The 21292-nt window shown below is 69.7% G+C and carries 17 protein-coding genes and 2 pseudogenes; 11 read left to right on the top strand and 8 right to left on the bottom strand.

Features of this window, described 5'->3' with window-relative positions:
- Positions 1-56: 56 nt before the first annotated feature.
- Positions 57-1292 carry a multiple monosaccharide ABC transporter permease gene (mmsB, locus tag KK483_RS33700; protein ID WP_262009001.1) on the top strand — a complete coding sequence of 412 codons (1236 nt, stop codon included), beginning with the start codon at positions 57-59 and terminating at the stop codon, positions 1290-1292.
- 3 nt (positions 1293-1295) lie between these two features.
- Here mmsB and KK483_RS33695 read toward each other — a convergent pair whose 3' ends face one another.
- The gene (locus KK483_RS33695; RefSeq protein ID WP_262009000.1) at positions 1296-3716 is read right to left on the bottom strand and encodes a SpoIIE family protein phosphatase; all 2421 of its coding nucleotides are present in this window, start codon (positions 3714-3716) and stop codon (positions 1296-1298) included.
- 383 nt (positions 3717-4099) lie between these two features.
- Between KK483_RS33695 and KK483_RS33690 the strand changes: the two genes are divergently transcribed.
- From KK483_RS33690 to KK483_RS33670, 5 genes are all read left to right on the top strand, one after another.
- A complete protein-coding gene (locus KK483_RS33690) occupies positions 4100-4459 on the top strand; it encodes an antibiotic biosynthesis monooxygenase (protein ID WP_262008999.1) in 360 nt (119 codons plus the stop codon).
- Positions 4456-5340, top strand: coding sequence for an NAD(P)-dependent oxidoreductase (locus KK483_RS33685; RefSeq protein ID WP_262008997.1), 885 nt, complete (start codon positions 4456-4458; stop codon positions 5338-5340). The genes KK483_RS33690 and KK483_RS33685 overlap by 4 nt, the downstream gene beginning before the upstream one ends.
- Positions 5337-6323, top strand: a complete 987-nt coding sequence (locus KK483_RS33680) for an amidohydrolase family protein (protein WP_262008996.1) — start codon at positions 5337-5339, stop codon at positions 6321-6323. The genes KK483_RS33685 and KK483_RS33680 overlap by 4 nt, the downstream gene beginning before the upstream one ends.
- Positions 6320-7564 (top strand): cytochrome P450, encoded by a 1245-nt coding sequence (locus tag KK483_RS33675; RefSeq protein ID WP_262008995.1) that lies wholly within the window; start codon positions 6320-6322, stop codon positions 7562-7564. Before KK483_RS33680 ends, KK483_RS33675 begins: the two co-directional genes overlap by 4 nt.
- 212 nt (positions 7565-7776) lie before the next feature.
- Positions 7777-8010 carry a hypothetical protein gene (locus KK483_RS33670; protein WP_242331528.1) on the top strand — a complete coding sequence of 78 codons (234 nt, stop codon included), beginning with the start codon at positions 7777-7779 and terminating at the stop codon, positions 8008-8010.
- A gap of 122 nt (positions 8011-8132) precedes the next feature.
- Here KK483_RS33670 and KK483_RS33665 read toward each other — a convergent pair whose 3' ends face one another.
- On the bottom strand, positions 8133-8531 hold the full coding sequence (locus KK483_RS33665; protein WP_262008994.1) for an ACT domain-containing protein: 399 nt from the start codon (positions 8529-8531) through the stop codon (positions 8133-8135).
- Between the two features lie 307 nt (positions 8532-8838).
- On the opposite strand from KK483_RS33665, the gene KK483_RS33660 reads away from it, so the two are divergent.
- From KK483_RS33660 to KK483_RS33650, 3 genes are all read left to right on the top strand, one after another.
- Positions 8839-10725, top strand: coding sequence for a glycosyl hydrolase family 8 (locus KK483_RS33660; protein ID WP_262008993.1), 1887 nt, complete (start codon positions 8839-8841; stop codon positions 10723-10725).
- A gap of 127 nt (positions 10726-10852) precedes the next feature.
- Positions 10853-11197 (top strand): DUF779 domain-containing protein, encoded by a 345-nt coding sequence (locus KK483_RS33655; protein WP_262008992.1) that lies wholly within the window; start codon positions 10853-10855, stop codon positions 11195-11197.
- Positions 11198-11771: 574 nt separating this feature from the next.
- Complete coding sequence (locus KK483_RS33650; protein ID WP_262008991.1) at positions 11772-12563, top strand: VOC family protein; 792 nt, start codon at positions 11772-11774, stop codon at positions 12561-12563.
- Between the two features lie 34 nt (positions 12564-12597).
- Here KK483_RS33650 and KK483_RS33645 read toward each other — a convergent pair whose 3' ends face one another.
- The 4 genes and pseudogenes from KK483_RS33645 to KK483_RS33630 form a co-directional block, all read right to left on the bottom strand.
- Positions 12598-14256: a serine hydrolase gene (locus KK483_RS33645; RefSeq protein ID WP_262008990.1), complete on the bottom strand. Its 1659-nt coding sequence runs from the start codon at positions 14254-14256 to the stop codon at positions 12598-12600.
- 142 nt (positions 14257-14398) lie between these two features.
- Complete coding sequence (locus tag KK483_RS33640) at positions 14399-14593, bottom strand: hypothetical protein (RefSeq protein WP_242331523.1); 195 nt, start codon at positions 14591-14593, stop codon at positions 14399-14401.
- A 195-nt stretch (positions 14594-14788) separates the two neighbouring features.
- Positions 14789-15655 (bottom strand): phosphatidylinositol-specific phospholipase C/glycerophosphodiester phosphodiesterase family protein, encoded by an 867-nt coding sequence (locus KK483_RS33635; RefSeq protein ID WP_262008989.1) that lies wholly within the window; start codon positions 15653-15655, stop codon positions 14789-14791.
- Positions 15656-15793: 138 nt separating this feature from the next.
- Positions 15794-16291: pseudogene (locus KK483_RS33630) on the bottom strand (ATP-binding cassette domain-containing protein); the annotation flags it as partial.
- 1071 nt (positions 16292-17362) lie between these two features.
- Here KK483_RS33630 and KK483_RS33625 point away from each other — a divergent pair.
- Both KK483_RS33625 and KK483_RS33620 read left to right on the top strand, forming a co-directional pair.
- Positions 17363-18118 (top strand): annotated as a pseudogene (locus tag KK483_RS33625) (transposase); the annotation flags it as partial.
- A gap of 503 nt (positions 18119-18621) precedes the next feature.
- On the top strand, positions 18622-19779 hold the full coding sequence (locus tag KK483_RS33620) for a hypothetical protein (RefSeq protein WP_262008988.1): 1158 nt from the start codon (positions 18622-18624) through the stop codon (positions 19777-19779).
- 914 nt (positions 19780-20693) lie between these two features.
- On the opposite strand, the gene KK483_RS33615 is transcribed toward KK483_RS33620, so the two are convergent.
- Together KK483_RS33615 and KK483_RS33610 are read right to left on the bottom strand one after the other, a co-directional pair.
- Complete coding sequence (locus KK483_RS33615; RefSeq protein WP_262009806.1) at positions 20694-20996, bottom strand: group II intron maturase-specific domain-containing protein; 303 nt, start codon at positions 20994-20996, stop codon at positions 20694-20696.
- The gene (locus tag KK483_RS33610) at positions 20996-21160 is read right to left on the bottom strand and encodes a hypothetical protein (protein WP_262008987.1); all 165 of its coding nucleotides are present in this window, start codon (positions 21158-21160) and stop codon (positions 20996-20998) included. The genes KK483_RS33615 and KK483_RS33610 overlap by 1 nt, the downstream gene beginning before the upstream one ends.
- Positions 21161-21292 lie beyond the last annotated feature (132 nt).

Below are 21292 nucleotides of genomic sequence, written 5' to 3'. Positions count from 1 at the left end.
TGCCCGAGAGCAGGGCACCAACATACCAATCCACGCAAGGCAACGAGGTTAGTCACATGAACCCGGCCACCACTGAGACACCGCGCAGCGTGCCGCCCGCCGACGCGCCGCGGCGGACCGCCGTCGGCACTCTGCTGCTGGACGCGATGCGCCGCAACATGCGCCAGTACGGCATGCTCGTCGCGCTCGCCCTGATCGTCGCGCTCTTCGCGATCTGGACGGACGGGGTGCTGCTCCAGCCGAACAACGTCACCAATCTGGTCCTCCAGAACAGCTACATCCTGGTCCTCGCGATCGGCATGGTGATCGTCATCATCGCGGGCCACATCGACCTGTCGGTGGGCTCGCTGGCCGCGTTCGTCTCCGCCGCGTGCGCGGTGATGATGGTCGAGCACGACGTCCCGTGGGTGCTCGCGCTGGTGATCGCGCTCGTGATCGGGGCGGCCGCAGGGGCCTGGCAGGGGTTCTGGATCGCGTACGTCGGCATCCCGTCGTTCATCGTGACGCTGGCGGGGATGCTCCTGTTCCGGGGCGGTACGCAGATCCTGCTCGGGTCGCGCTCGCTCGGCCCGTTCCCGGAGGGCTTCCAGAAGATCTCCACGGGCTATCTGCCGGAGGTCGGACCGGAGTCCAACTACCACAATCTGACGCTGGTCCTCGGGCTGCTGCTGATCGTCTTCGCGCTGACGCAGGAGGTGCGCGACCGGCGCCGGCAGAAGAGCTACGAACTCGACGTCCTGCCGCGCTCGTTGTTCGTCACCAAGTGCGTGGCGATGGCGGCCGCCGTGCTCGCCTTCACGCTCACGCTGGCCAGCTACCGGGGCGTGCCGGTGGTCCTGCTGCTGCTCGCCGCGCTCCTCATCGGCTTCGGCTTCGTGATGCGCAACGCGGTCGTGGGCCGCCATGTGTACGCGCTGGGCGGCAACCAGGCGGCGGCGAAGCTCTCCGGTGTCAAGGACAAGCGGGTCACCTTCTGGGTGTTCACCAACATGGGGATGCTGGCCGCGCTCGCCGGCGTGGTCTACGCGGCCCGGCTCAACGCCGGTGTCCCGCAGGCGGGCGTCAACTTCGAACTGGAGGCCATCGCCGCGGCGTTCATCGGCGGCGCCTCGATGAGCGGCGGCGTCGGCACCGTCCTGGGCGCGATCATCGGCGGTCTGGTGCTCGGTGTGCTCAACAACGGCATGTCGCTGGTCGGTGTCGGCACCGACTACCAGCAGGTGATCAAGGGCCTGGTGCTGCTGGCGGCGGTCGGGTTCGACGTCTGGAACAGGCGCAAGGTCGGCTCCTGACGCTCAGGCCGGGGGCAGTGCCTGTTCCGTCCAGATGGTCTTGCCCCTGCGGCTGTACCGGGTGCCCCAGCGCAGCACCAGCTGGGCGACGATGAACAGGCCCCGCCCTCCCTCGTCGTCCTCGCCGCTGTGGCGCAGATGGGGGGCGGTGTGTCCGGCGTCCGCGACCTCGCACACCAGTGTGCGGTCGTGGATGAGCCGCAGATGCAGCGGGCCCTCGGCATACCTGACCGCGTTGGTGACCAGCTCGCTGGCGATCAGCTCGGTGGAGAAGACGAGCTCGTCCAGGCCCCAGGCCCGCAGCCGGGCGGCGACCAGCTCGCGCGCGCGGCCGGCGGAGACCGGCTCCGCCGGCAGCTGCCAGGCGGCGACCCTGCGGCTGTCGAGCTCGCGGGTGCGCACCAGCAGGAGCGCCGTGTCGTCGGTGGTCGTGCCGTCCGGAAGCAGCTCGGAGATCGCCCGGTCGCAGAGGTCGTCGAGGGCGAGGGTGTCCGCGCCCTCGCTCAGCACCCTGCCGAGGGTGTCCAGCCCCTTGTCGATGTCCCGGTCGCGCGCCTCGACCAGACCGTCCGTGAAGAGGGCGAGCAGACTGCCCACCGGCAGTTCGACCTCGAACGACTCGAAGGGCAGCCCGCCCAGGCCGAGCGGCGGACCGGCCGGCAGATCGGGGAAGACCACGCGTCCGCCGGGTTCCACGACGGCCGGCGGCAGATGGCCCGCGCGGGCCATGGTGCAGCGCCGCGACACCGGGTCGTAGACCGCGTAGAGGCAGGTGGCCCCGGCCACGACGTCGTCACCGCCGTCCAGGGCGCCCGCTCCTTCGGCGCCGGCTTCCGCGGACTGCCCCACGAGATCGTCGAGCCGCTTGAGGAGCTCGTCGGGTGGCATGTCCATGGGGGCGAGCGCCCGTACCGTCGTCCGCAGCCGTCCCATGGTGGCCGCCGCGTGGATCCCGTGGCCGACCACGTCGCCGACCACGAGTCCGACCCGCGTCCCGGAGAGCGGGATGACGTCGAACCAGTCGCCGCCGACGCCGCTCAGGTCGTCCGTCGGCAGATAGCGGTAGGCCAGTTCCACCGCCGAGTGCGGCGGCAGATGCTGGGGCAGGAGCTGCCGCTGGAGCGCCAGGGCCGCGGTGCGTTCGCGGGTGAAGCGGCGGGCGTTGTCGATGGAGACGGCGGCCCGGGCCACGAGCTCGTCCGCGACCGCGACCGCCGCACGGTCGAAGAAGCCCGGCGCACGGTGGCGGACGAAGGTCACGAGACCGAGGGCGGTCCCCCCGGCGCGCAGCGGCACGACCAGCGTGTCGTCCTCCGTCACGAGCCCGCCCGAGGCGAGGCTGCGGTGCTGGGGTGAGCCGGCCGGGTACGTCACCGGGCGCGCCGGACGACCCGGCTCCGCCATGCCGCCGGCCCCGGCGCCGGTCGTGGCGCCGGCCGTGGCGCCGGGCGCCGCCGACCGGGAGGAGGTGCGGATCAGCTCCGTGCCCGCCGGGCCCGCGGCGGCGGGCACGTCCCCTTCCAGCACCGCGGGGGCGAGATCGATCTCGACGCGGTCGGCGAACTCCGGCACGGCGACCTCGGCCAGCTCGTCCGTGGTGACGGTCACGTCGAGGGTGGTGCCGACCCGGCGGCCGGCCTCGACCAGCAGATTGAGCTGCCGCTGCGTCTCGTAGCGGTCGGAGATGTCGAAGGCGTCCTCGCACAGCCCGAACACGCGGCCGTCCGCGTCCTGCAGCCGGTAGTAGGAGCAGGACCACAGGTGCACCTTCCCCGGCTCGCTGGGCTGCTCCCCGCGGAAGTGCAGATCGAGGATGGGCTCCCCTGTCTCCAGCACCCGGCGCATGACCTCGTGGAGCGTCTCGGGGTAACCCTGCGTCACGAATCCGCCCTGGGGGTAGAGCTCGTCGGCCAGCTCGCCGCGGACGTGGGCGAGCGGCCGCCCGAGCTCCTCCTCGGACGCGGCGTTGCACCAGACGAGGCGCAGTTCGGTGTCGTAGATGGCGAGGCCCACCGGTGACTGGGTCGCCAGTCCGTGCAACATGGCCAGCTGGGCTTCCCACTGCCTGAGCCGCTCGTGCTCGGCGGCCACCAGGACCCGCTCCGCGGGTCCGGTTCCGGACAGGCGGCAGACGGCGGTGGCGAGTCGCAGACGGTGACCGTCACGGTGGACGGCGATACGGACGTCGCGCTGCGGGAAGCACGCTCCGGTCCCGGTCACGGACTCGGCCGCGGACTCGGGGACGAGGAAGGTGCCGGCGGGCCGGCCGATGATGTCGCCCGGCCGGTAGCCGAGCATCTCCTGTGCCGCCGGGCTCCAGCCGATGACGACGTCCTGACCGTCGAGGACGAAGCTCGCGGCCCGGGTGACGTCCAGCGGGCCACGGAGGTCGGCGGCCCCGATCGCCCTTCTCGCGTACGTCATGACGCCCTCACCGGCCCGCTTCATCAGGTTCCAGAATCCGCCTGACGCTGACGCTGCGCAACCGATCGGTCCGGCGGCGCGTACGAGCCCGTTCCGCCACCCGGCGGCGTCCCGGCGGGCGCCGCCCGCCCGGCCGGGCCGCCACGGCCCGGGAGCAGGACCGTGGGCGGATGGCCAAGGCCCGTACGGCGCCCCGTTCGTGTGACACCCGGTGCCCACGAACGCCCTGCCGGGGGCCACTTCAGCGATCACCCGTACGGACCAACCCCCGCGGCGGCGGCCCATGCCGCCATTGGGGCGTCCCCCATTCGGAGTTGCGCGCCCCTGGGGGCCATGAGTCGGTAGGAATCGTGTCCTGCCGGATCTCACCTTCAGGAGGAGACATGGGCACTGTGCAGAACGGCCGATCGGCCGAAAAGCTGTCCGTGGTGTTCGCGGTCCACGTCATCGAGGGCGGCGAGCAAGGATTTCTGGATATGTACGAGCAGATCCGGAAGTCCGTGGCCCGTACCCCTGGGCACATCATCGACAGACTCGGAGCACCCGTCGACGGCACCCGCCAATGGGTGATCACCAGTGAGTGGGAGACCGCCGAGGACTTCTTCGCCTGGCAGCAGAGCGAGGAGCACCGCGAGCTGGTGGCCCCGCTGCGCAAGTGGGTCGACGCGACCCAGTCGCTGCGCTTCCGGGTCGTCAAGGAGACGGTGGAGGCGCACAAGGAGACCGTGGAGGCGACGTCATGACCCGCGCCCACGGCCCTGTGGCCGTCCTCGGACTCGGAACCATGGGCTCCGGCCTCGCCACCCGCCTGCTCGACCAGGGCGTGCAGGTGCGGGTCTGGAACCGTACCGCCGAGCGGACCGAGCCGCTCGCCAAGGCAGGCGCCTACGCCGCGGCCCACCCGGCCGATGCGGTCGAGGGCACCAGCGCCGCCATCTGCACCGTGGCCGACGGCGAAGCCCTCGGCCACGTGCTGAGGGGGCCGGGCGGAGTGCTGTCCGGGGGCCACTACCCCGGCGCCCTGTTCTGCGCCAGCACGGTGGCCCCCGACGAGGTGGTCCGCCTCGCCGGGGACACCCCCTCCGTGCTCGACGTCGGCATGCTCGGCAACCGGGAGCACGCCCGCAGCGGCGAGCTGCGGCTGTTCGTCGGCGGCGAGGAACGGACCTTCAGCGCCGGGCGGCCGCTGCTCGAACTGCTGGGCAAGGAGGTCGTCCACCTCGGCGAGCTCGGCTCCGGCATGCGGATGAAGCTGCTCCTCAATCTCCTCATGGGGATAGAGGTGCAGGCCCTGGCCGAGGCCGTGGAGCTGGCGGCCGCCACCGGCCTGGACCGGCAGCGTGTCCTCAGGACGATCGCGGGCAGCGGCTTCGCCTCGCCGGTCATGGCGTTCAAGTCGAAGCGGATGGCCGCCGGCCGCTACGACAAGCCGGACTTCCGGCTGCGCCTCATGGCCAAGGACCTCCGGCTCGCCGAGGAGCAGGCCGAGGCCGTCGGACTGCTGCTGCCGCTCGCGGCGGCGGCCGCGCTGACCCACCTCCGCGCGACCGAGCAGGGCCACGGCGACGAGGACTGCGCCGCGGTCACCCACGCCCTCACACCGAACCCGGGAACCGACACATGATCATCGACATCCACGGGCATCTCTCCCCACCGGAGGCCGCCCGGCGTTTCCCCATGCCCCCCAGCCTCACGGACGTCGACGGCATGCTGGCCGCCCGCGCCCAGGCCGGGATCGACCTCACCATCATCGGCAGCCCGGTCGGTGCCGGTGCGATGGCGCGGGTCCCGGGCGTCGACAACTACCAGCAGCCGCGTGACCGGCTCCGCGCCTTCCACGCCTGGATGTCGGGGCTGATCGCCTCGCACCCGGACCAGCTGCGCGGGTACGTCTACGCGAACCCGTTCGGCGACGACGATCATCTGGAAGGGGTCAGGGAGACGCTGGCGGATCCCGCCTTCGTCGGCCTGATCACCACCTCCAGCGTCCACGGTGAGCTGCTCGGCTCGCCCCGGGCCGACTCCTTCTTCGCGCTGGCGGCGGAGGCGGGGGTACCGGTCCTGGTGCACGCGCCGGCCGAACCGGCCGGCACGGAACGGGTCGAGAACATCGGCTTCGTCGAGCAGATCGGCCGCTTCGGCGACGTCACCATGGGCATGGCGATGATCGCCTTCGCGGGATGGCTGGACAAGTATCCCGGTCTGCGTCTGATCGGTGCGACCGGCGGCGGCGCGATGGCGCTGCTGGCGGAGCGCCTCCAGACGGCGGCGCGGCCCCGGCACTGGGGCGGGGGGGCGCCGCCGTCCGCTCGGCCGGCCGCGCCGCCTTCCGCCCCCTCGGCGGAGAACCCGCCGGCCGCCGACCCGGCCGAGGCGCTCCAGCGCATGTACGTCGACACCAGCCCGTACAGCTCGGCGCATCTGAGCCTGAACGCGGAGGTGCTGGGGCCCGAACGGATGCTGTTCGGCACCGACTCGCCGCCGCTGGCGGCGCCGCTGGAGGACCTCATCCGCATGATCGAGAAGCTGCCTGTCGACAAGGCGTCGCAGCAGCGGATCCTCGGCGGCAATGCCGAGGCCCTCTTCGACCTCAGGAGCCGTCCGTGACGACAACGCACGACCCCGTCGCCGCAGCCGAGCGGTGCACGCCGGAGTACCGGCGAAACCCGCACCCGGTCTACGCCCACCTCCGGGACACGGCGCCCGTCTGCCCGATGAAGCCGCCGCACGGCAACGAGACATATCTGATCACGCGGTACGAGGACGCGCGGGCGGCCCTTTCGGACCCGCGGCTGAGCAAGGACATGTACGGGGCCATGGACGCGTACCGGAGCATCTTCGGTGACTCGTCGGTGGCGCTGGACGACAACATGCTCAACTCCGACCCGCCCAAGCACACCCGGCTGCGCAAACTCGTCAACTCCGAGTTCACCCCGCGCCGCGTGGAGGCCCTGCGAGGGCAGATCCAGGACGTCGTCGGGCGGCTGCTCGACGCGTGCCCCACCGGGGAACCGGTGGACCTGCTGCCCGCGTTCGCCTTCCCGCTGCCGATCACGGTGATCTGCGAACTCCTCGGCGTGCCGCCGGACGAGCGGTCGCGGATGCAGGAGCTGTCCACCACGGTGGCGCAGACCGGCTTCAGCGAGGAGTCCAAGCGGGCCCAGCAGAAGGCGGAGGAGGATCTCCACGCCTACTTCACGGACCTCATCGCGCGCAAGCGGAGCCGTCCGGGAGAGGATCTGCTGAGCGCCCTGACCGCCGTGCAGGACGCGGAAGGCGGGCTCACCGAGAACGAGCTGGTCTCGACGGCGTTCCTGCTGATGTTCGCGGGTCACAAGACGACCGCGTACCTCATCGGCAACGCCGTGTACCACCTCCTGGCCCATCCCGCACAGCTGCGCGCCGTGCAGGAGGACCAGGAACTGATCGCGCCCGCGGTCGAGGAGCTCGTGCGTTTCGAGGGCTCGGTGGAGAGTGCCACGTTCCGTTACGCCACGGAGGACGTGGAGATCGGCGGGACGCGGATCCCGAAGGGCGCCCTCGTCCAGATCGCGCTCACGTCGGCCAACCGCGACCCGCGGAAGTTCGACAGGCCGGACGAGTTCGACGTGCGGCGACCGGGCAACGCGCAGAACGCCCATCTGGGGTTCGGTCACGGCGGCCACTACTGCCTGGGAGCACCGCTGGCCAGGCTGGAGACGCAACTCGCGCTCACCGGCCTGTTCAGCCGCTTCCCCAGGGTGGCGCTGGCCGACCCGGCGCGTGAGGCGCCGTGGATGGAGGTTCCGTTCCCCGCCTTCCGCGGTCTCGCGGAGCTGCCCGTCGTGCTCGAACCCCCTGGTGCGTGAGCGACGGTGACCGCCTCCGGGCGCCGGGCCTCCGGTCCGCCGCCCGGGGGCTGCCGCGTGTCGGGGCTCCGCGTCCGGGCGGGTGATTCCCGCCCGCCGGCGGGACCTCGGTCAACGCGCCGACCTGGGTTCGGCGCGCCGTCCCGATACCTTCCAGGGGTGCCGCCCGGCGGCCCCGCCGTGTCACCGCAGCAACGAGGAGCTGATCGTCCATGGCCGTGTGCGAAGTCTGCCACAACGACTACGATCTGACGTTCGAGGTGCATGCCGCAGGCGCCGTGCACACCTTCGACAGCATCGAGTGCGCCGCCCAGAAGATGGCACCGATCTGCGACAACTGCCAGTGCCGCATCCTCGGCCACGGCCTCCAGTCGAACGGCCAGTTCTTCTGCTGCGCGCACTGCGCGCGCCAGCGGGGCGTCGCCGAGCTCGTCGACCACGCCTGAGCGCCGGCTGCCGTAGCGCCGCCGGAGCACGGCGGGAGCCCGGCCGAAGCCCGGCGGGAGCCCGGCCGAAGCGCGGCCGAAGCGCGGTCGGAACCGGCCGGAACCGGCCGGAAGGACCGCGGTCAGACGGACCGCCGCGCGAGGCCGTCCAGCAGGGTGACCGCCGCGGCGGCGCGCTCGTACGGGACGAAGAGGTGGTCGTGGTGGAAGCCGGCGACCACGTTGCAGCTCAGGCCCGCGTCGGCGAGTTCCCTGGCGACGGCGGCCGTCAGGCCGACGGCGTCCAGGGCTGAGTGGACCCGCAGTGTGATCCAGCCCGCCACGTAGTCGTAGGCGAGTCCTGCCGCGTCCGCCTCCCCCAGCGGGACCACGAGTGTCACACCCTCCGGTTCGCGGACGGTGACCACGGGCGTCACCCCGGCCGGGATACCACCGTCGACGGTGGTGAAGACATAGCGCCCCGGGTTCAGTTCCGGGCGCATGCCGCTCAGCAGAGTCCGTAGTTCTCGCTCACCGCTCACGGCCCCACACTAGGCGGCCGGATCAGCCCGAGCAGGATCGCCGCTGCACCACCATGCAGCACCATGGGGAATCACCGGCACCACCAGCACCACGAGCACCACGAGTTCGTGCAGAACTCCGCGTTCCCGGCACGTTAGGAAAGTTTCCTAACCAAAGCCCTTGACGGTGAACCGCCACGGTCACGAAGCTGTCGTGCCATCGCCCCCACGGTTTTCCGTCCCGGTTCTCCGTCCCCCTCCATCCCGCCCTTCGGGAGGTCCTGTGCGTTTGCGATCACGCCTGCTCGGCACAGCAGGCACGACCCTCATGGCAGCGGCCGCGGTGCTCGTCGTGCCCGGCCCGGCCCATGCCGCCAATCTGCTCACCAACCCCGGCTTCGAGAGCGGCTCCCTGTCCGGCTGGTCGTGCAGCGGCGGACTGGGGTCCGTGGTGAGCTCGCCCGTGCACGGCGGTACGAAGGCGCTGGCCGGAGCCGCGAGCGCGAGCGACAACGCCAAGTGCACCCAGACCGTGTCCGTGCAGCCCAACACCGCCTACAGCCTCACCGGCTGGGTCCGCGGCAGCAATGTCTACCTCGGCGTCACCGGCGCCACCTCGACCTGGGCCGCTTCGAGCGGGTCGTACACCCAGCTGACCGTCAATTTCACCACCGGCGCCTCGCAGACCAGTGCCGAGATCTACCTGCACGGCTGGTACGGCACCGGCACCTACTACGCCGACGACATCAGCCTCGACGGACCCGGCGGCCCAGGCGGCGGCGACACCCAGGCCCCCACCACCCCCGCCAACTTCCGCTCCACCGCGAAGACTTCCACCAGCGTCAGCCTGGCCTGGAACGCCGCCACCGACAACGTCGCAGTCACCGGCTACGACGTCTACCGCGGCACCACCCTCGCCACCTCCGTGACCGGCACCACCGCCACCGTCACCGGACTCGCCCCGAGCACCGCCTACGGCTTCACCGTCCGCGCCCGCGACGCCGCCGGCAACACCTCCCCGGCCACGACCACGGTCAACGTCACCACCGACCCCGGCACCGGCACGGGGGTCAATGTGCCCTTCGGCAGCCACTCCTTCCCGTACGCCTCGGGCACCATCAAGGTCTCCGGCAGCCAGGCCACCAACGACGCCAAGGTCGTGGCCTACTACCAGCAGTGGAAGAGCGCCTTCCTCAGGTCGGACTGCGGCAACGGCTGGTCCGCCATCGCCTCCCCCGACGCGGACCACCCGTACGTCGCCGAGGGCCAGGGATATGGGCTGACCATCCTGGCGACGATGGCCGGCGCCGACCCCGACGCCCGCACCTCGTTCGACCGCGTGCTCAAGTACGTCCTCGACCACCCCTCGGTCAACGACGCGGATCTGCACGCCGCCGAGCAGAACGTCTCCTGCCAGAGCGTGAACGGCAGCGACTCCGCCACCGACGGCGACCTGGAGATCGCCTACGCCCTGCTCCTCGCCGACCGGCAGTGGGGCAGCACCACCGGCACGTACCACTACAAGGACCTCGCGGTCCGGCGCATCAACGCCATCGAGCGCAGCGAGATCGTCTCCGGCACCAACCTGACCAACCTCGGCGACTGGTCGTCCGGCAGCTACGACACCATCAGCCGCACCTCCGACTGGCTGCCCGGCCACTTCCGCGCCTTCAGGAAGGCGACCGGGGACGCGGCCTGGGACACCATCAGGGACCGGCACCAGTCCCTCATCGCGAGCCTCCAGTCGCAGTACGCGCCGAACACCGGGCTGCTCCCGGACTTCGTCCAGGACACCACGTCGAACCCGCGGCCCGCGGTCGGCCAGGTGCTGGAGTCGCCGCTCGACGGGTCGTACTCGTGGAACGCCTGCCGTGACCCCTGGCGGATCGGCGTGGACGCGCTCACCACCGGTGACAGCCGTTCGCTCGCCGCCGTGCGCAAGATGAACACCTGGATCAAGCAGGCGACCGGCGGCAACCCGAACAACATCCAGCAGGGCTACCGGCTCGACGGCACGGTGGCCGAGTCCGGCTCCTCCGTCGCCTTCATCGCCCCCTTCGCGGTGGCAGCGGCGGCCGACAGCGGCAGCCAGGCATGGCTGGACGCCCTGTGGAACAAGCTCAACGCCACCCCGCTCGACTCGGGCAGCTACTACGGCTCCAGCATCCAGCTCCAGGTGATGATCGCCGTCACCGGCAACCACTGGCTCGCCTGACGCCTGACGTCCGACCGCGCCATGACACGGCCCGGTGCAACCCCCTCGCAACGTCGGAGGGGGTTCACTGGGCCGTTGCCACGCCGGCCCGGAGCGGGCATGGCGAGGACAACGAGAGGAGCTGCGGATGGATGTCGAGCTCACACCCGCGGCCGCCGAGCTGCTGAGGCGGCTGCGCGCCGAGCACGGGCCGCTGATGTTCCATCAGTCGGGCGGCTGCTGCGACGGAAGCACGCCGATGTGCTACCCGGACGGCGAGTTCCGCACCGGCGGCTCGGACGTGCTGCTGGCCCGGCTGTCGGTCGAAGGAGTGGCCGAACCGGTGGCCTTCTGGATGTCGGCGAGCCAGTACGAGGCATGGCGGCACACCCGTCTGATCGTCGACGTCGTCGAGGGCCGCGGCAGCGGGTTCTCACTGGAGGCGCCCGAGGGTGTGCGCTTCCTGATCCGCTCCCGCCTGGTCGGCTCCTAGGCACCCTGTCGTTCGGATCAGGCCGGATCAGCGAGCGGCCCGGCGCGGAGCGGCTGATGTCACAGCGGTGCGTGCAGCTGCAAGGCGGAGGAAGGAGTCGACGCGGTGGGGGCACCTCCCGTGCCCGAAGGGCTACGGGGGAGTCGGCGACTGACGACAACGCGGCAGGTGTGCGTACCAGGACACGCGAGCCCGGCAAGATCCGAACGTCAGGGCCTAGCCCCTGGCGTCCGGTCGACTCCCCGGAGAATGGGGAGCATTGACCGGACACCGTGGCCGGGGGCGAAGTGACGGCATGCCGTGCCCGGATCCGTGCGCGGTGCTCGTCGCCGTCCTCGCCTGCCGGGCGTGGCCTACCGGCAGCCGTGACCGTGCGTGACCGCCAAAGCGGCGGGGCGGAGCGGCCGGTGCCGAATGGCATCGGCGTATTCTCCCGCATCGAAGGCTCCTTCCGCGGCTGAATCCCGGTGTCACCGCGCGGGACGGTCCTGCCCTGGTTAGCGTGGGCACGGCAGGACCATCCGGATCCGGCCGACATGGCCGAACACAGGCGACACGGCAGAAAGAGTCAGTCATGGCCGCAGTACTCGCAGGCACGCCGATCTGGGCCGACGCGATGTTCACCGACCTGGAGGGCGCGAAGACCTTCTACTCCGAAGTCCTCGGCTGGACGTTCGGCGAGGCGTCGTCCGAGTACGGGAACTACACGGAGGCGTACGCGGACGGCAAGGCCGTCGCCGCGGTCGTCCCGCCGATGCCGGGCCAGGAGGGCCAGTCGCAGTGGTGCCTGTACCTGGCCTCGCCCGATGCCGCCGCGACCGCCGGGAAGATCCGTGAGAAGGGCGGCACGGTCCTCATGGAGCCCATGGAGGTGGGCGAGTTCGGCACGATGTGCCTCGCCCAGGACCCGGGCGGTGTCACCTTCGGCGTCTGGCAGTCCGGCACGCACAAGGGGTTCGAGGCGCAGAACGAGCCCGGTGCCTTCTGCTGGGCCGAGGTCATGACGCGCGCGCCCGAGAAGTCCGACGCGTTCTTCCCCGCCGTCTTCGGCTACGACGTGAAGACACTGGACGACCCGGCCATGGACTTCAAGATCTACGGGCTCGGCGAGGGCCCGACGCTCGGCCGGATGAGGATGACCGACGAGGAGTTCCCGCCCGAGGTCCCCTCGTACATCCAGGTCTACTTCACCGTCCCGGACTGCGACGCCGCGGTGGCGACCGCCCAGAAGCTGGGCGCCACACCGGCGTTCGGGCCGATGACCAGCCCCTTCGGCCGGTTCGCGGCGCTCGTCGACCCGCAGGGCGCGGCGTTCGCGGTCATCGACATCACCACGACCGAGGGCGAGATGCCCCAGCTGACCTGAGGAGGCCGACCGGCGGTGCCGCGCGAGGCGGCGTTCAGCCGCGCGTGAAGGTCCCGAGGCCGTCGCCGTCGAGGTAGTCGACGCGCAGGCTGGTGGCCCTGCCCCCGGCACCGACGGTGAAGCCGACCCCGGTGCGGCCGACCTGGTTCTCACCGGAGGTGACGTAGCTGAAGGTGTCGCCGTCGTAGGGGTCCAGCCGGAACCGCATGGGGCCCGGCCCGAGTTCGAGCACCAGGCCGTTCCTGTCGGTCGTGACGACGGCCTTGCCGTAGTACGCGCTGTGGTACGTCCCGGTGTACGCACTGTCGGCGCGGGCGGGCTTCGCGTCCGCGGGTGGATCGGCGTAGTCGACGGAGGACCTGCCGGCGTCCGCCTCCTGCGCGTAGAGCGCGGCGACGACCGGGAGCCAGTCGGTGGTCGGCTTGCCGTACTGGGCGATGTCGAAGAAGTCGAGGGCGACCGCGTCGGCCATGCCGACCGGCTGGCCGTTGGTGAGCACGACGATGCCGAGCTGTTCGCCCGGGAGCATCGTGACGTTGGTGTTGGCGCCGAGGTCGAAGGCGCCGGAGTGGCTCAGGCGGAGCCTGCCCCGGTCGTCGTAGCCGACGTTCCAGCCGAGGCCGTAGAAGCCGGTGCGTGCCGCGGGGGCCGCGGGCGGCTGGGAGACGATCTGGGGCACACGGGTGTGCTCCAGGTTCCCGGCGTCGATGATCTGCCGGCCGTCGAGTCTCCCGTTGCCGAGCTGGAGCCTCAGCCAGCGCATCATGTCGGTGACCGAGGAGCTGACGCCGCCCGCGGGCGACTGGGCGTCGGCGTCGCGGACGTACTTCGCCTGCCAGGTGCCGTCGGCGGTCCGCACGTGCGTGACGGCCTTGTCGGCCTGCTTCTCGTAGTCCGCGAAGGTGGTGCTGGTGGCGTCCATGCCCGCGGGTTTGAAGAGGGTGTCCTCGCTGAGTTTCTGCCAGCTGACGCCCTTGGTGCGGGCGACGGCCTCCGCGGCGGCGGTGAAGCCGAAGTTGGTGTAGGCGTAGCTGGCCCGGAAGGGGGCGAGCGGCTCGAGGCGGAGGTGCCCGAGGATGTACGCCTGGTCGTAGCCGAGGTCCTCGAGCAGGTCGCCCGCGTGGTCGGGCAGTCCGCTGCGGTGCGAGAGCAGGTCGCTGACCGTGACATGGCGGGAGACCCAGGGGTCCTTGAGGGCGAAGCCGGGCAGGTGGGGCGTCACGGGCTCGTCCCAGGTGACGGTGGAGGCGTCCGCGGCGGCGTCCTCTCCGGTCTCCACGGTGCCGGCGACCACGGTGGAGCTGACCGGCTTGGAGAGGGAGGCCAGCTGGAACACCGTGTCTGCGCCGACGTCGCCGGGCCTGCCGATGTGTCGCTTGCCGAAGCCCTTGAGGTGGACGACCCGGTCCTTGTACACGACACCTACGGCCGCTCCGGGAACGCCGGTGCGCTTCATCATGCTCTGGACGACACCGTCGAGCCGTGCGACGGCCCCGTCCACGTCGGCCTGGGTGAGCTGCGGCGGAGGCTGGGCCGGGGGCGGCTTCGGGGCCGGCGGCGGGCTCGGCTCGGCGGTGGCGCCCGGGGCGAAGGCGCCCGAGGCCAGGGCCATCGCTCCGGCGAGCGCGGCGGCCAGACCCGATACGGCGCGCGTGCGGCTGCTGCGGAGTCGCGCGCGCCTCGCGGCACGCATACGTCTCATTGAACGCCCGGCGCGGGGCCGCCGCCCGCCGGGCTCGGCGCCGGGCATCCGTCCGGGCGCGGCGTGGGGCATCCGTCCGGGCTCGGCGTCGGGCATCCGTCCGGGCGCGGCGTCGGCCGGCCCGGCCCGGTGGTCAGGGCTTCAGCCGGCTCACCACGTCCGCGGTGGCGGTGACGCCGCTCTGGATGGTAGGCGCCATGCTCGTGCCCGCCAGGAGAAAGCCGAGCAGGGCGCACACCAGCGCGTGTGAGATCTTCAGACCGCCGTTGCGCAGATAGATCACGGCGAGCACCAGCAGCAGCAGTACGACTGAGACGGACACGGCCATCCCCCTACCTCCTTCGCCGCCGCAGCGGATTTGCGGCATTCGGCCGCCAGTGTGGCGGAGTGGAGGCGCCGGATGGCCGACTGGCGTGTCCGCCGACCGGGTGGTCTTCGACGCGGGCGTTGACCCGCGCCGCCGACCCGCCCAGTCGGCCCGCGCAGTCGACGGGCGTCGGCGGCGCGGGCCTGCGGTGTGGCGCTACTCGCCGCGCGAGCGCAGGAAGCTCTCCAGGCCGGCGAGGTCGTCCGTGTTGATGTGGTCGACGCGGGCGTCCAGCAGCTCCGTCCAGACCGCGTCGCGCGCGGCGCCCGGCGCGTCGGGGGTGGCCCAGAAGCGGACCCGCTGCCCGCGGGAGTGTGCGGTGGACACGAGGGTGTGCAGCAGCTCCCGCTCGGCGGCGGGGAACGGCCCGGTGCCCTGCCAGCCGAAGCTCTGCGTCCAGTTGCTGGAGACCAGCGGGATGAAGGAGGCCGGGGCGGGGGCGGCGAGGTCGTCGAGCCGGCCGTCGTAGAAGGCGTGGCGCACGGACTGGGCCTCCATGGGCGCGCGGGCCGCGCGATCGCCGGAGATGACGGGCGTGACGGCGCCGAGGTGCACGGTGCCGTGGGCGTACGTGCTCAGGATCCGGCGGTATTCGCGGAGTTGGCGGTGGAGTTCGAGGTATGTGTTCACCCCGTCGTTCTTGATGTCGACGAGCAGCTGCACCGGCCGCCGGTGACCGCGGTACACGGATCCGTGGTTGGCCTTCACACGGGCCAGCAGCGGATCGAGGTAGAGCGAGCGGAGCGTACGGGCCGGGTCGAGCTCGGCGGGTTCGTGGGCGACGAGCAACTCCCCGTCGACCAGGAAGATGTCGGCCTCCAGGCTGGTGAAGCCGTGGTCCAGCGCGTCGTGCAGCGGCCGCGTGTGCAGGTAGTCGTTGTGGGCGTGCGCGCGGCGCAGCGGGCGGGGTGTGCGCGGGTGCCGTGGGGCGGGCAGGGCCTGGGCGGCGGGGGACGCGACGACGACTCCGGCCAGGGCGGCGGTGAGTGCGGTCACGGCGGCGCGACGGGTGGTGCGGTCCATGGGGCCTCCGGGCTCTGCGGGGCGTGCGGGACACGGCGAGTATCCGTGCCGCTCGGGCCGAATGGGCAGGTCGCGGGGAAGAGTTCGGCCACTGGTCACGCGGTGCTCAACCGGCGCGGGGGCGCCGTCGGCCACCCGTCAGCCGCGGGACGCGGAATCGGCGGTCCAGTCGACGGTGCGGTCGACGGTGCGGTCGACGGTGCGGTCGCACCAGCGTGCCAGGAGGGTGCGGTCGTGGCCGACGGCGAGCAGACCGGCGCCGGTGTCGGCGCGGTACCGCTCGACGGCTGTGACCAGCGCCGCGGTCGTCGATGCGTCGAGCATCGCGGTCATCTCGTCGCAGACCAGCCAGCGCGGGCGCAGCGCCAGGGCGCGGGCGAGGCAGGCGCGTTGGAGCTGTCCGTCGCTCACCTCGTGCGGACGGCGGGCGAGGAGGTCGTCGGTGAGTCCGACGGCGACGGCCAGCCCGGCCACGCGAGCGCCGGCCGCCTCGCCGCGCCGCCCGTTGGCGCGCAGCGGCTCGGCGATGAGATCGCGCAGCCGCAGCCGCGGGTCGGCGGCCATCCGCGGCTGCTGGAAGACGACACCGACCGCCGTGCGCTGCCGCCGCGGCGCCCGGTGCCGGTGGCTGAGTACGCGTATCGCGGTCACCCATCGGCCTAGACACAGAGCAACCTCCGACTTCGTGGCCCGGCGTCAGGGCCGGTCCTTTCCCGACCGATGTCGACCACGTGGTGCTCGGACGGCGACCCTCTTCGAGCGGGGCCTCCTCGGCTGTCGAGGATCTGGCCTGCTCTCTGTTCGCTCACACTCAGGTGCTTGCGCGCGTGGGCGGAGAGTCACAGTCTCGGAATATCAAAGAAAGGGGCTTCTTGACGCACTTCGATCGCCATGTCACGCTTCGTATCGAGGTTGGGTCACTGCGGGCGACGACTTCGAGCCCGCTTGGTCCAGCCCCGGACATCATCCCACTTGCCAGCCACCCGTCGCGTAATCTTGAACCCGTGCACATCCGCGTGGTGAACGTCCGCCGGATAGCGGGCTTTGCGCTGCGGGTCGCGAACCTCTCTGTATGAGGTGCGTTCCTCACGGGCGCCTGCGACGCGCCCGCCGAAGCCCATGGTCGACTCCTTGGTCCACCCGTACCCGATCGTTCTGCCGGCAGCGCGCGGTCCGACATCGTGCAAAACGGCAGACCGGCAGCGTGGCCACCATCGTTGAGGAGCCTGGCTGAGCGAGGATCAGTATCGTGTCTGAGCTCCGTGTTCCCAACGGACGCGCGCCCGGGTGGAGCCACTGCGTGAAGACTACCGCGCACATCGCAGCACCAGAAACCCCGAGGGCCCGTACACACCGTGCCGAGCGTTCGCCGATTCCAGAAGCTTTTCAACAGACGGAGAGGAAAGACGGTTTCACTGAATCACCTTCAACCTGAGTAGTCGCAAATCAGCAGTGTGTGGACGGTGCGGCTGACGCGGCAGGTGGAGTAGCGTGCCCATCGCCCAGGACCCGAAGGTCTTGAGTTGCCCGAAGCGCAGTCGCGTTTATCCCGGCCGCTAAGGGCTGTCCCGCTTATGTGTGTGAGCTGGAGCTTTGCTCCCTTCGAATCCGGCCGTGTCAGGTGCGATACCCGGTCCGGAGATCTCCGCCTGTCCAGCAAGTGATCAGCGGGCCAGTGGCCGACGGGATCCGTGTGAGGATCTTGCGGTGGCTGGTGTGATCACGGCGTCGGAGCCGTCCTGGACAGCTCCGTTCACCGGGTGGAGCCCGCGGCAGTTCGGCAGGTTGACCATACTGCAGCACGAAGGGGCGGACGCGGTCCGCCGCGGTCGGCCGTGGAGTCTGCCGCTGCAGAACCGGGTGCTTCTGGTCGCGGCATACTGGCGCAACAGCTTGACGCTGTGCCAGCTCGCGCCGCTGTTCGGCATCTCCCACTCTGCGGCCGACCGCATCATCAACCAACTCGGGCCTCTTCTTGCGCTCCGGCCCCGCACGCGGTTCCGCAAGGACACGGTGCTCATCGTGGACGGAACCTTGATCCCCACCCCGTGACCACGCGGTGGCCGAGCAGTCGAAGAACTACCGGTAACTCCACCAATCACCAGGTTGTCATCGATTCCTACACACGGCTCGTCGTCGTGGCCGGCCGGCCGTTGCCAGGCAACCGCAACGACTGCAAGGCGTGGGAACTGTCCGGCGCGAAGGCCGCCGTCGGGGACACCATGGTGATCGCTGACGGTGGCAACCGAGGCACCGGGCTGGTCATCCCGCACCGCCGCGAACGCGGGCAGAGCTAACTACCTGACTGGAAGGAGGAACACAACACCTCCGATCGCAAAGTCCACGCCCGCGTCGAGCACGCCTTCGCCCCGATGAAGAGCTGGAAGATCCTCCGTGACTGCCGCCTGAAAGGCGAGGGCGTTCACCACGCCGTGCTGGGCATCGCCCCGCCTGCACAACCTCAGGCACTGGCCGAATGACGGAGAAACGAGCAGGCCAACAGCGCGTCCCAGATCATTCACAGGACAGCCCTTAGGGTTTCACACCAGCCCGGAGCCTACCCGGCCAGAAGCTCGATTATCTCGTCGACGCAGCGCCAGGCCGTCGCCCCCGGTCGACGGATGTGCTCATTGAGATCATCACAGCCAACGACCCGTGGCTTCGCTACGTCACCACCCGCTAAAAGCCTCATAACTCTTCCGGGGCAGGATGAAAGACCTCACCACCCTTACACCGGCTTTACGGCATGCGCTCATCCAAGACCGACAAGCGGCAAGAGGATCGACCTTGCGGAGTGCCGGCACCCTTCCCCCGCAGCACGAGATCCCCATCGAGGGCGGCGCCCACCTCGAGAAAGCGAGTGAAGGCAGGCTACAGCGATAGGTCTTCTGACAGGATTGCATCACCCTAAACCAGCAGACTGACAACCCGTCAGCATCAGGCCCACCGACCTGCAAAATCGGAGAATGAAAGAGATTCAGCCAATGACTGACAGTAACGTCGCGTCCGAGTTGAGAATATTCCTGGAAGGCGAAAAGATCAACCCTCCGAAGGACCTCCATCTCCAAAACGGGGAAACCCTCGCCTGGACAGCCCCTGACGACACCAGCGAACTGACCCGCTACCAACTCACCTACATGTCCGCCACCAACCCCCATACACAGGCGACTGACACTGACCGCACCAGCATCTCCATACCCACCAGCCTCAACGAAACCGCCTACAGCGTCTCCCTCCGCGCCACTAAAAATGGCAACTACTCAGCAGCAGCCAACACCTTATCTATCCAATTTTCAAGAAGCGCCGAACTAATCACAACAGCCACACTTCAAGACATAGGTCTGCCTCGTATCCTGGCGATTAACGGCGACGATATTTACCTCACCAAAAACGTCCCCCCTACAGGTAACCATACATCGTATACGGCAGTGGTGAAGGGTTCCAAGACCAAAGGCAAAATCTCTTCCGAAGAGCTGGGGGTCACCACAGGCCCCCTGGTTGCCGCGGTGGACATGGTCCAGCAGACACTATACGTGTGTAACTGTTCAATTGACACAGCTCAATGGATAGTAAAGATCCCTCTGTCGGGCAGCGGAGGGGGCACCGATCTCCAACTTAGCCATAGACTAGATAATCCGAACTCTCTGGCGGTAGATCTTGACAGTCTTTATGTTACTGGGTGGGACGAGGTGAAAAAGATCCCAAAAAATGGGGGACAGGTTACCGATGCTTTCGTAACAAACCTCTCCAGGCCACTGGGCATGGCAGTCGATGGCAACGACCTCTACATCGCCTGCTCAGGTAACGGCACAGTCGTAAAGGCCCCCAAGGCCGGAGGAGGACAGGCAACCCCGGTCATCACAAACCTCGCCACGCCAACAAGCGTGGCAGTCGATGGCAACGACCTCTACATCGCCTGCTCAGGTAACGGCACAGTCGTAAAGGCCCCCAAGGCCGGAGGAGGACAGGCAACCCCGGTCATCACAAACCTCGCCACGCCGACAAGCGTGGCAGTCGATGGCAACGACCTCTACATCGCCTGCTCAGGTATCGGTAAAGTCGTAAAGGCCCCCAAGAAGCCCGGCTGGTTCCTGCAGGGAAATTCACAGGTCCGGTCCACTTGACTGCAAAGCGGGGTGGCAGGTCTCGGCAAATTCGTTGAATGGGGTGTAGATGCGGGGTGCTGAGGCTCACGTGATCAAAGGGACGTCCATGCCCTCTTGTCCGACATCGTGGCATCCCGCGCTGGACCGGCCGCACCAGGCGGGCCGCTCATCGGCGTCCGACGAGTGGTGAGCGGATCGCGCCTTGCAGTCCCTCGACGGTCAGGCGTTTGACCAGACAGTCTTCGCTGGGCTCACGGAACAGAAGGGAGCCGACCTCGATGGCGTCCGGCGTGATGGTGAAGCCGATCGACCTTGATGGTGCGCCGGTGCACTCCGGCTAGCAGTGTGCGGTCCCGGCGCAGGGGTCGGCCACCGTGCAACTATCCTTGATGGACGCTTAGTTCATCAAGGGGAGGAGATGCACGGTGGCTCTCTCCCAGTCCGTACTGGTTCGCCCTCTGGAGTCACTACGTTCGGCCACCAACTACCGCAACCGGCACGGGGACAAGACGCTCACCACGCGGGACGCCCAGAGAGGCCCTACGGACTAGCACCGTCGAGCTCGGCGACGAGGGCATGCACTACCGCGCCGGCCACCACGAGTTCCTCAAAGCCATCACTGCCGCCTCCCTCACCAAACTCCAGCAGTGACACGAGCAGCTGAACAATAACCTCAGCCCGGACAACGACGGCCGACCACCCGCCGGAAACACGCTGGTCAGCCCCTTCACGCCCGCCGGAGCCGGCGTCCAGGCGTACGACGGTCGCCCTGTGGGTCTACCGCCTATTCGGTATCGCCGGAGAGGACTCGTCACTTCGAGCAGAGCTCTGTCAGGCGCAAGGCGGACACACGCCACGCACCGGGTCCGGGGCCAGAGGTCGGTCGCCGAACCGGACATGCGACTCTCACCGCATCCGGCTCTCCACGAGTGTCATGCCGTTGGTTCGGTGAGCGCGATCGACCAGAGGGTTGGGATGTAGTTGCCGCGCCACCGGTACCGGGTGTCCGGTGTCCGGTAGACGTCGTACAGCGTGATCCCGCCCCAGGAGATGGGTTTCCAGCCGCGCGGGCTAGTCAGCCATCGCCATACCTGGAGCCACTTCCAGCGATGCCGTCGTCGCACCATGTTCACTACCCGCCACCAGATGAACTGGCGCAGGGCGGCGAGGGAGTGCTTGGCGACGGCATGCTTGAAGTGGTTGGCACAGCCGCGCGTAATACTGTTGATCTTCATCAGCACGGCGTCGATCCGCAGTTCATCTGTCCGCGGTGGGTGCCGTGGGCCAGTTCACCCTTGAGGCAGTGGTGCCGCTCGGTCCGTACGGCCGGGCGGTCGGTGCGCACCAGCTGCCATGCCGCGCGGGTGTTGGCGGAGCCTGTGATCCCAACTCCGCCCATCCCTCCGCAGGTTCGCGATTCGCGAAGCGCACGTCGTACTTGCCGGCCCCGGGGGCGGGGCCGCGAGATCGCGCGCTTAGGGCTCACGCAGCGGCTCCGGGCTCCGGGAGGGGCCCGAAGCCCTCACCGGAA

This window comes from Streptomyces sp. FIT100 (assembly GCF_024584805.1).
Classification (GTDB): Bacteria; Actinomycetota; Actinomycetes; order Streptomycetales; family Streptomycetaceae; genus Streptomyces.
The sequence above is the reverse complement of the archived record's forward strand: the minus strand, read 5'-3'. Positions and strand labels throughout refer to the sequence as shown.

What these genes read in the sequence shown, in the direction of transcription:
- KK483_RS33670 (WP_242331528.1), top strand. Translation starts at nt 7,777, where the DNA reads ATGGCCGTGTGCGAAGTCTGCCACAACGACTACGATCTGACGTTCGAG.
- KK483_RS33615 (WP_262009806.1), bottom strand. Translation starts at nt 20,996, where the DNA reads ATGAAGATCAACAGTATTACGCGCGGCTGTGCCAACCACTTCAAGCAT.
- KK483_RS33640 (WP_242331523.1), bottom strand. Translation starts at nt 14,593, where the DNA reads ATGGCCGTGTCCGTCTCAGTCGTACTGCTGCTGCTGGTGCTCGCCGTG.
- KK483_RS33690 (WP_262008999.1), top strand. Translation starts at nt 4,100, where the DNA reads ATGGGCACTGTGCAGAACGGCCGATCGGCCGAAAAGCTGTCCGTGGTG.
- KK483_RS33680 (WP_262008996.1), top strand. Translation starts at nt 5,337, where the DNA reads ATGATCATCGACATCCACGGGCATCTCTCCCCACCGGAGGCCGCCCGG.
- KK483_RS33610 (WP_262008987.1), bottom strand. Translation starts at nt 21,160, where the DNA reads ATGGGCGGAGTTGGGATCACAGGCTCCGCCAACACCCGCGCGGCATGG.
- KK483_RS33695 (WP_262009000.1), bottom strand. Translation starts at nt 3,716, where the DNA reads ATGACGTACGCGAGAAGGGCGATCGGGGCCGCCGACCTCCGTGGCCCG.
- KK483_RS33685 (WP_262008997.1), top strand. Translation starts at nt 4,456, where the DNA reads ATGACCCGCGCCCACGGCCCTGTGGCCGTCCTCGGACTCGGAACCATG.
- KK483_RS33650 (WP_262008991.1), top strand. Translation starts at nt 11,772, where the DNA reads ATGGCCGCAGTACTCGCAGGCACGCCGATCTGGGCCGACGCGATGTTC.
- mmsB (WP_262009001.1), top strand. Translation starts at nt 57, where the DNA reads ATGAACCCGGCCACCACTGAGACACCGCGCAGCGTGCCGCCCGCCGAC.
- KK483_RS33660 (WP_262008993.1), top strand. Translation starts at nt 8,839, where the DNA reads ATGGCAGCGGCCGCGGTGCTCGTCGTGCCCGGCCCGGCCCATGCCGCC.
- KK483_RS33655 (WP_262008992.1), top strand. Translation starts at nt 10,853, where the DNA reads ATGGATGTCGAGCTCACACCCGCGGCCGCCGAGCTGCTGAGGCGGCTG.
- KK483_RS33620 (WP_262008988.1), top strand. Translation starts at nt 18,622, where the DNA reads ATGAAAGAGATTCAGCCAATGACTGACAGTAACGTCGCGTCCGAGTTG.
- KK483_RS33635 (WP_262008989.1), bottom strand. Translation starts at nt 15,655, where the DNA reads ATGGACCGCACCACCCGTCGCGCCGCCGTGACCGCACTCACCGCCGCC.
- KK483_RS33645 (WP_262008990.1), bottom strand. Translation starts at nt 14,256, where the DNA reads ATGCGTGCCGCGAGGCGCGCGCGACTCCGCAGCAGCCGCACGCGCGCC.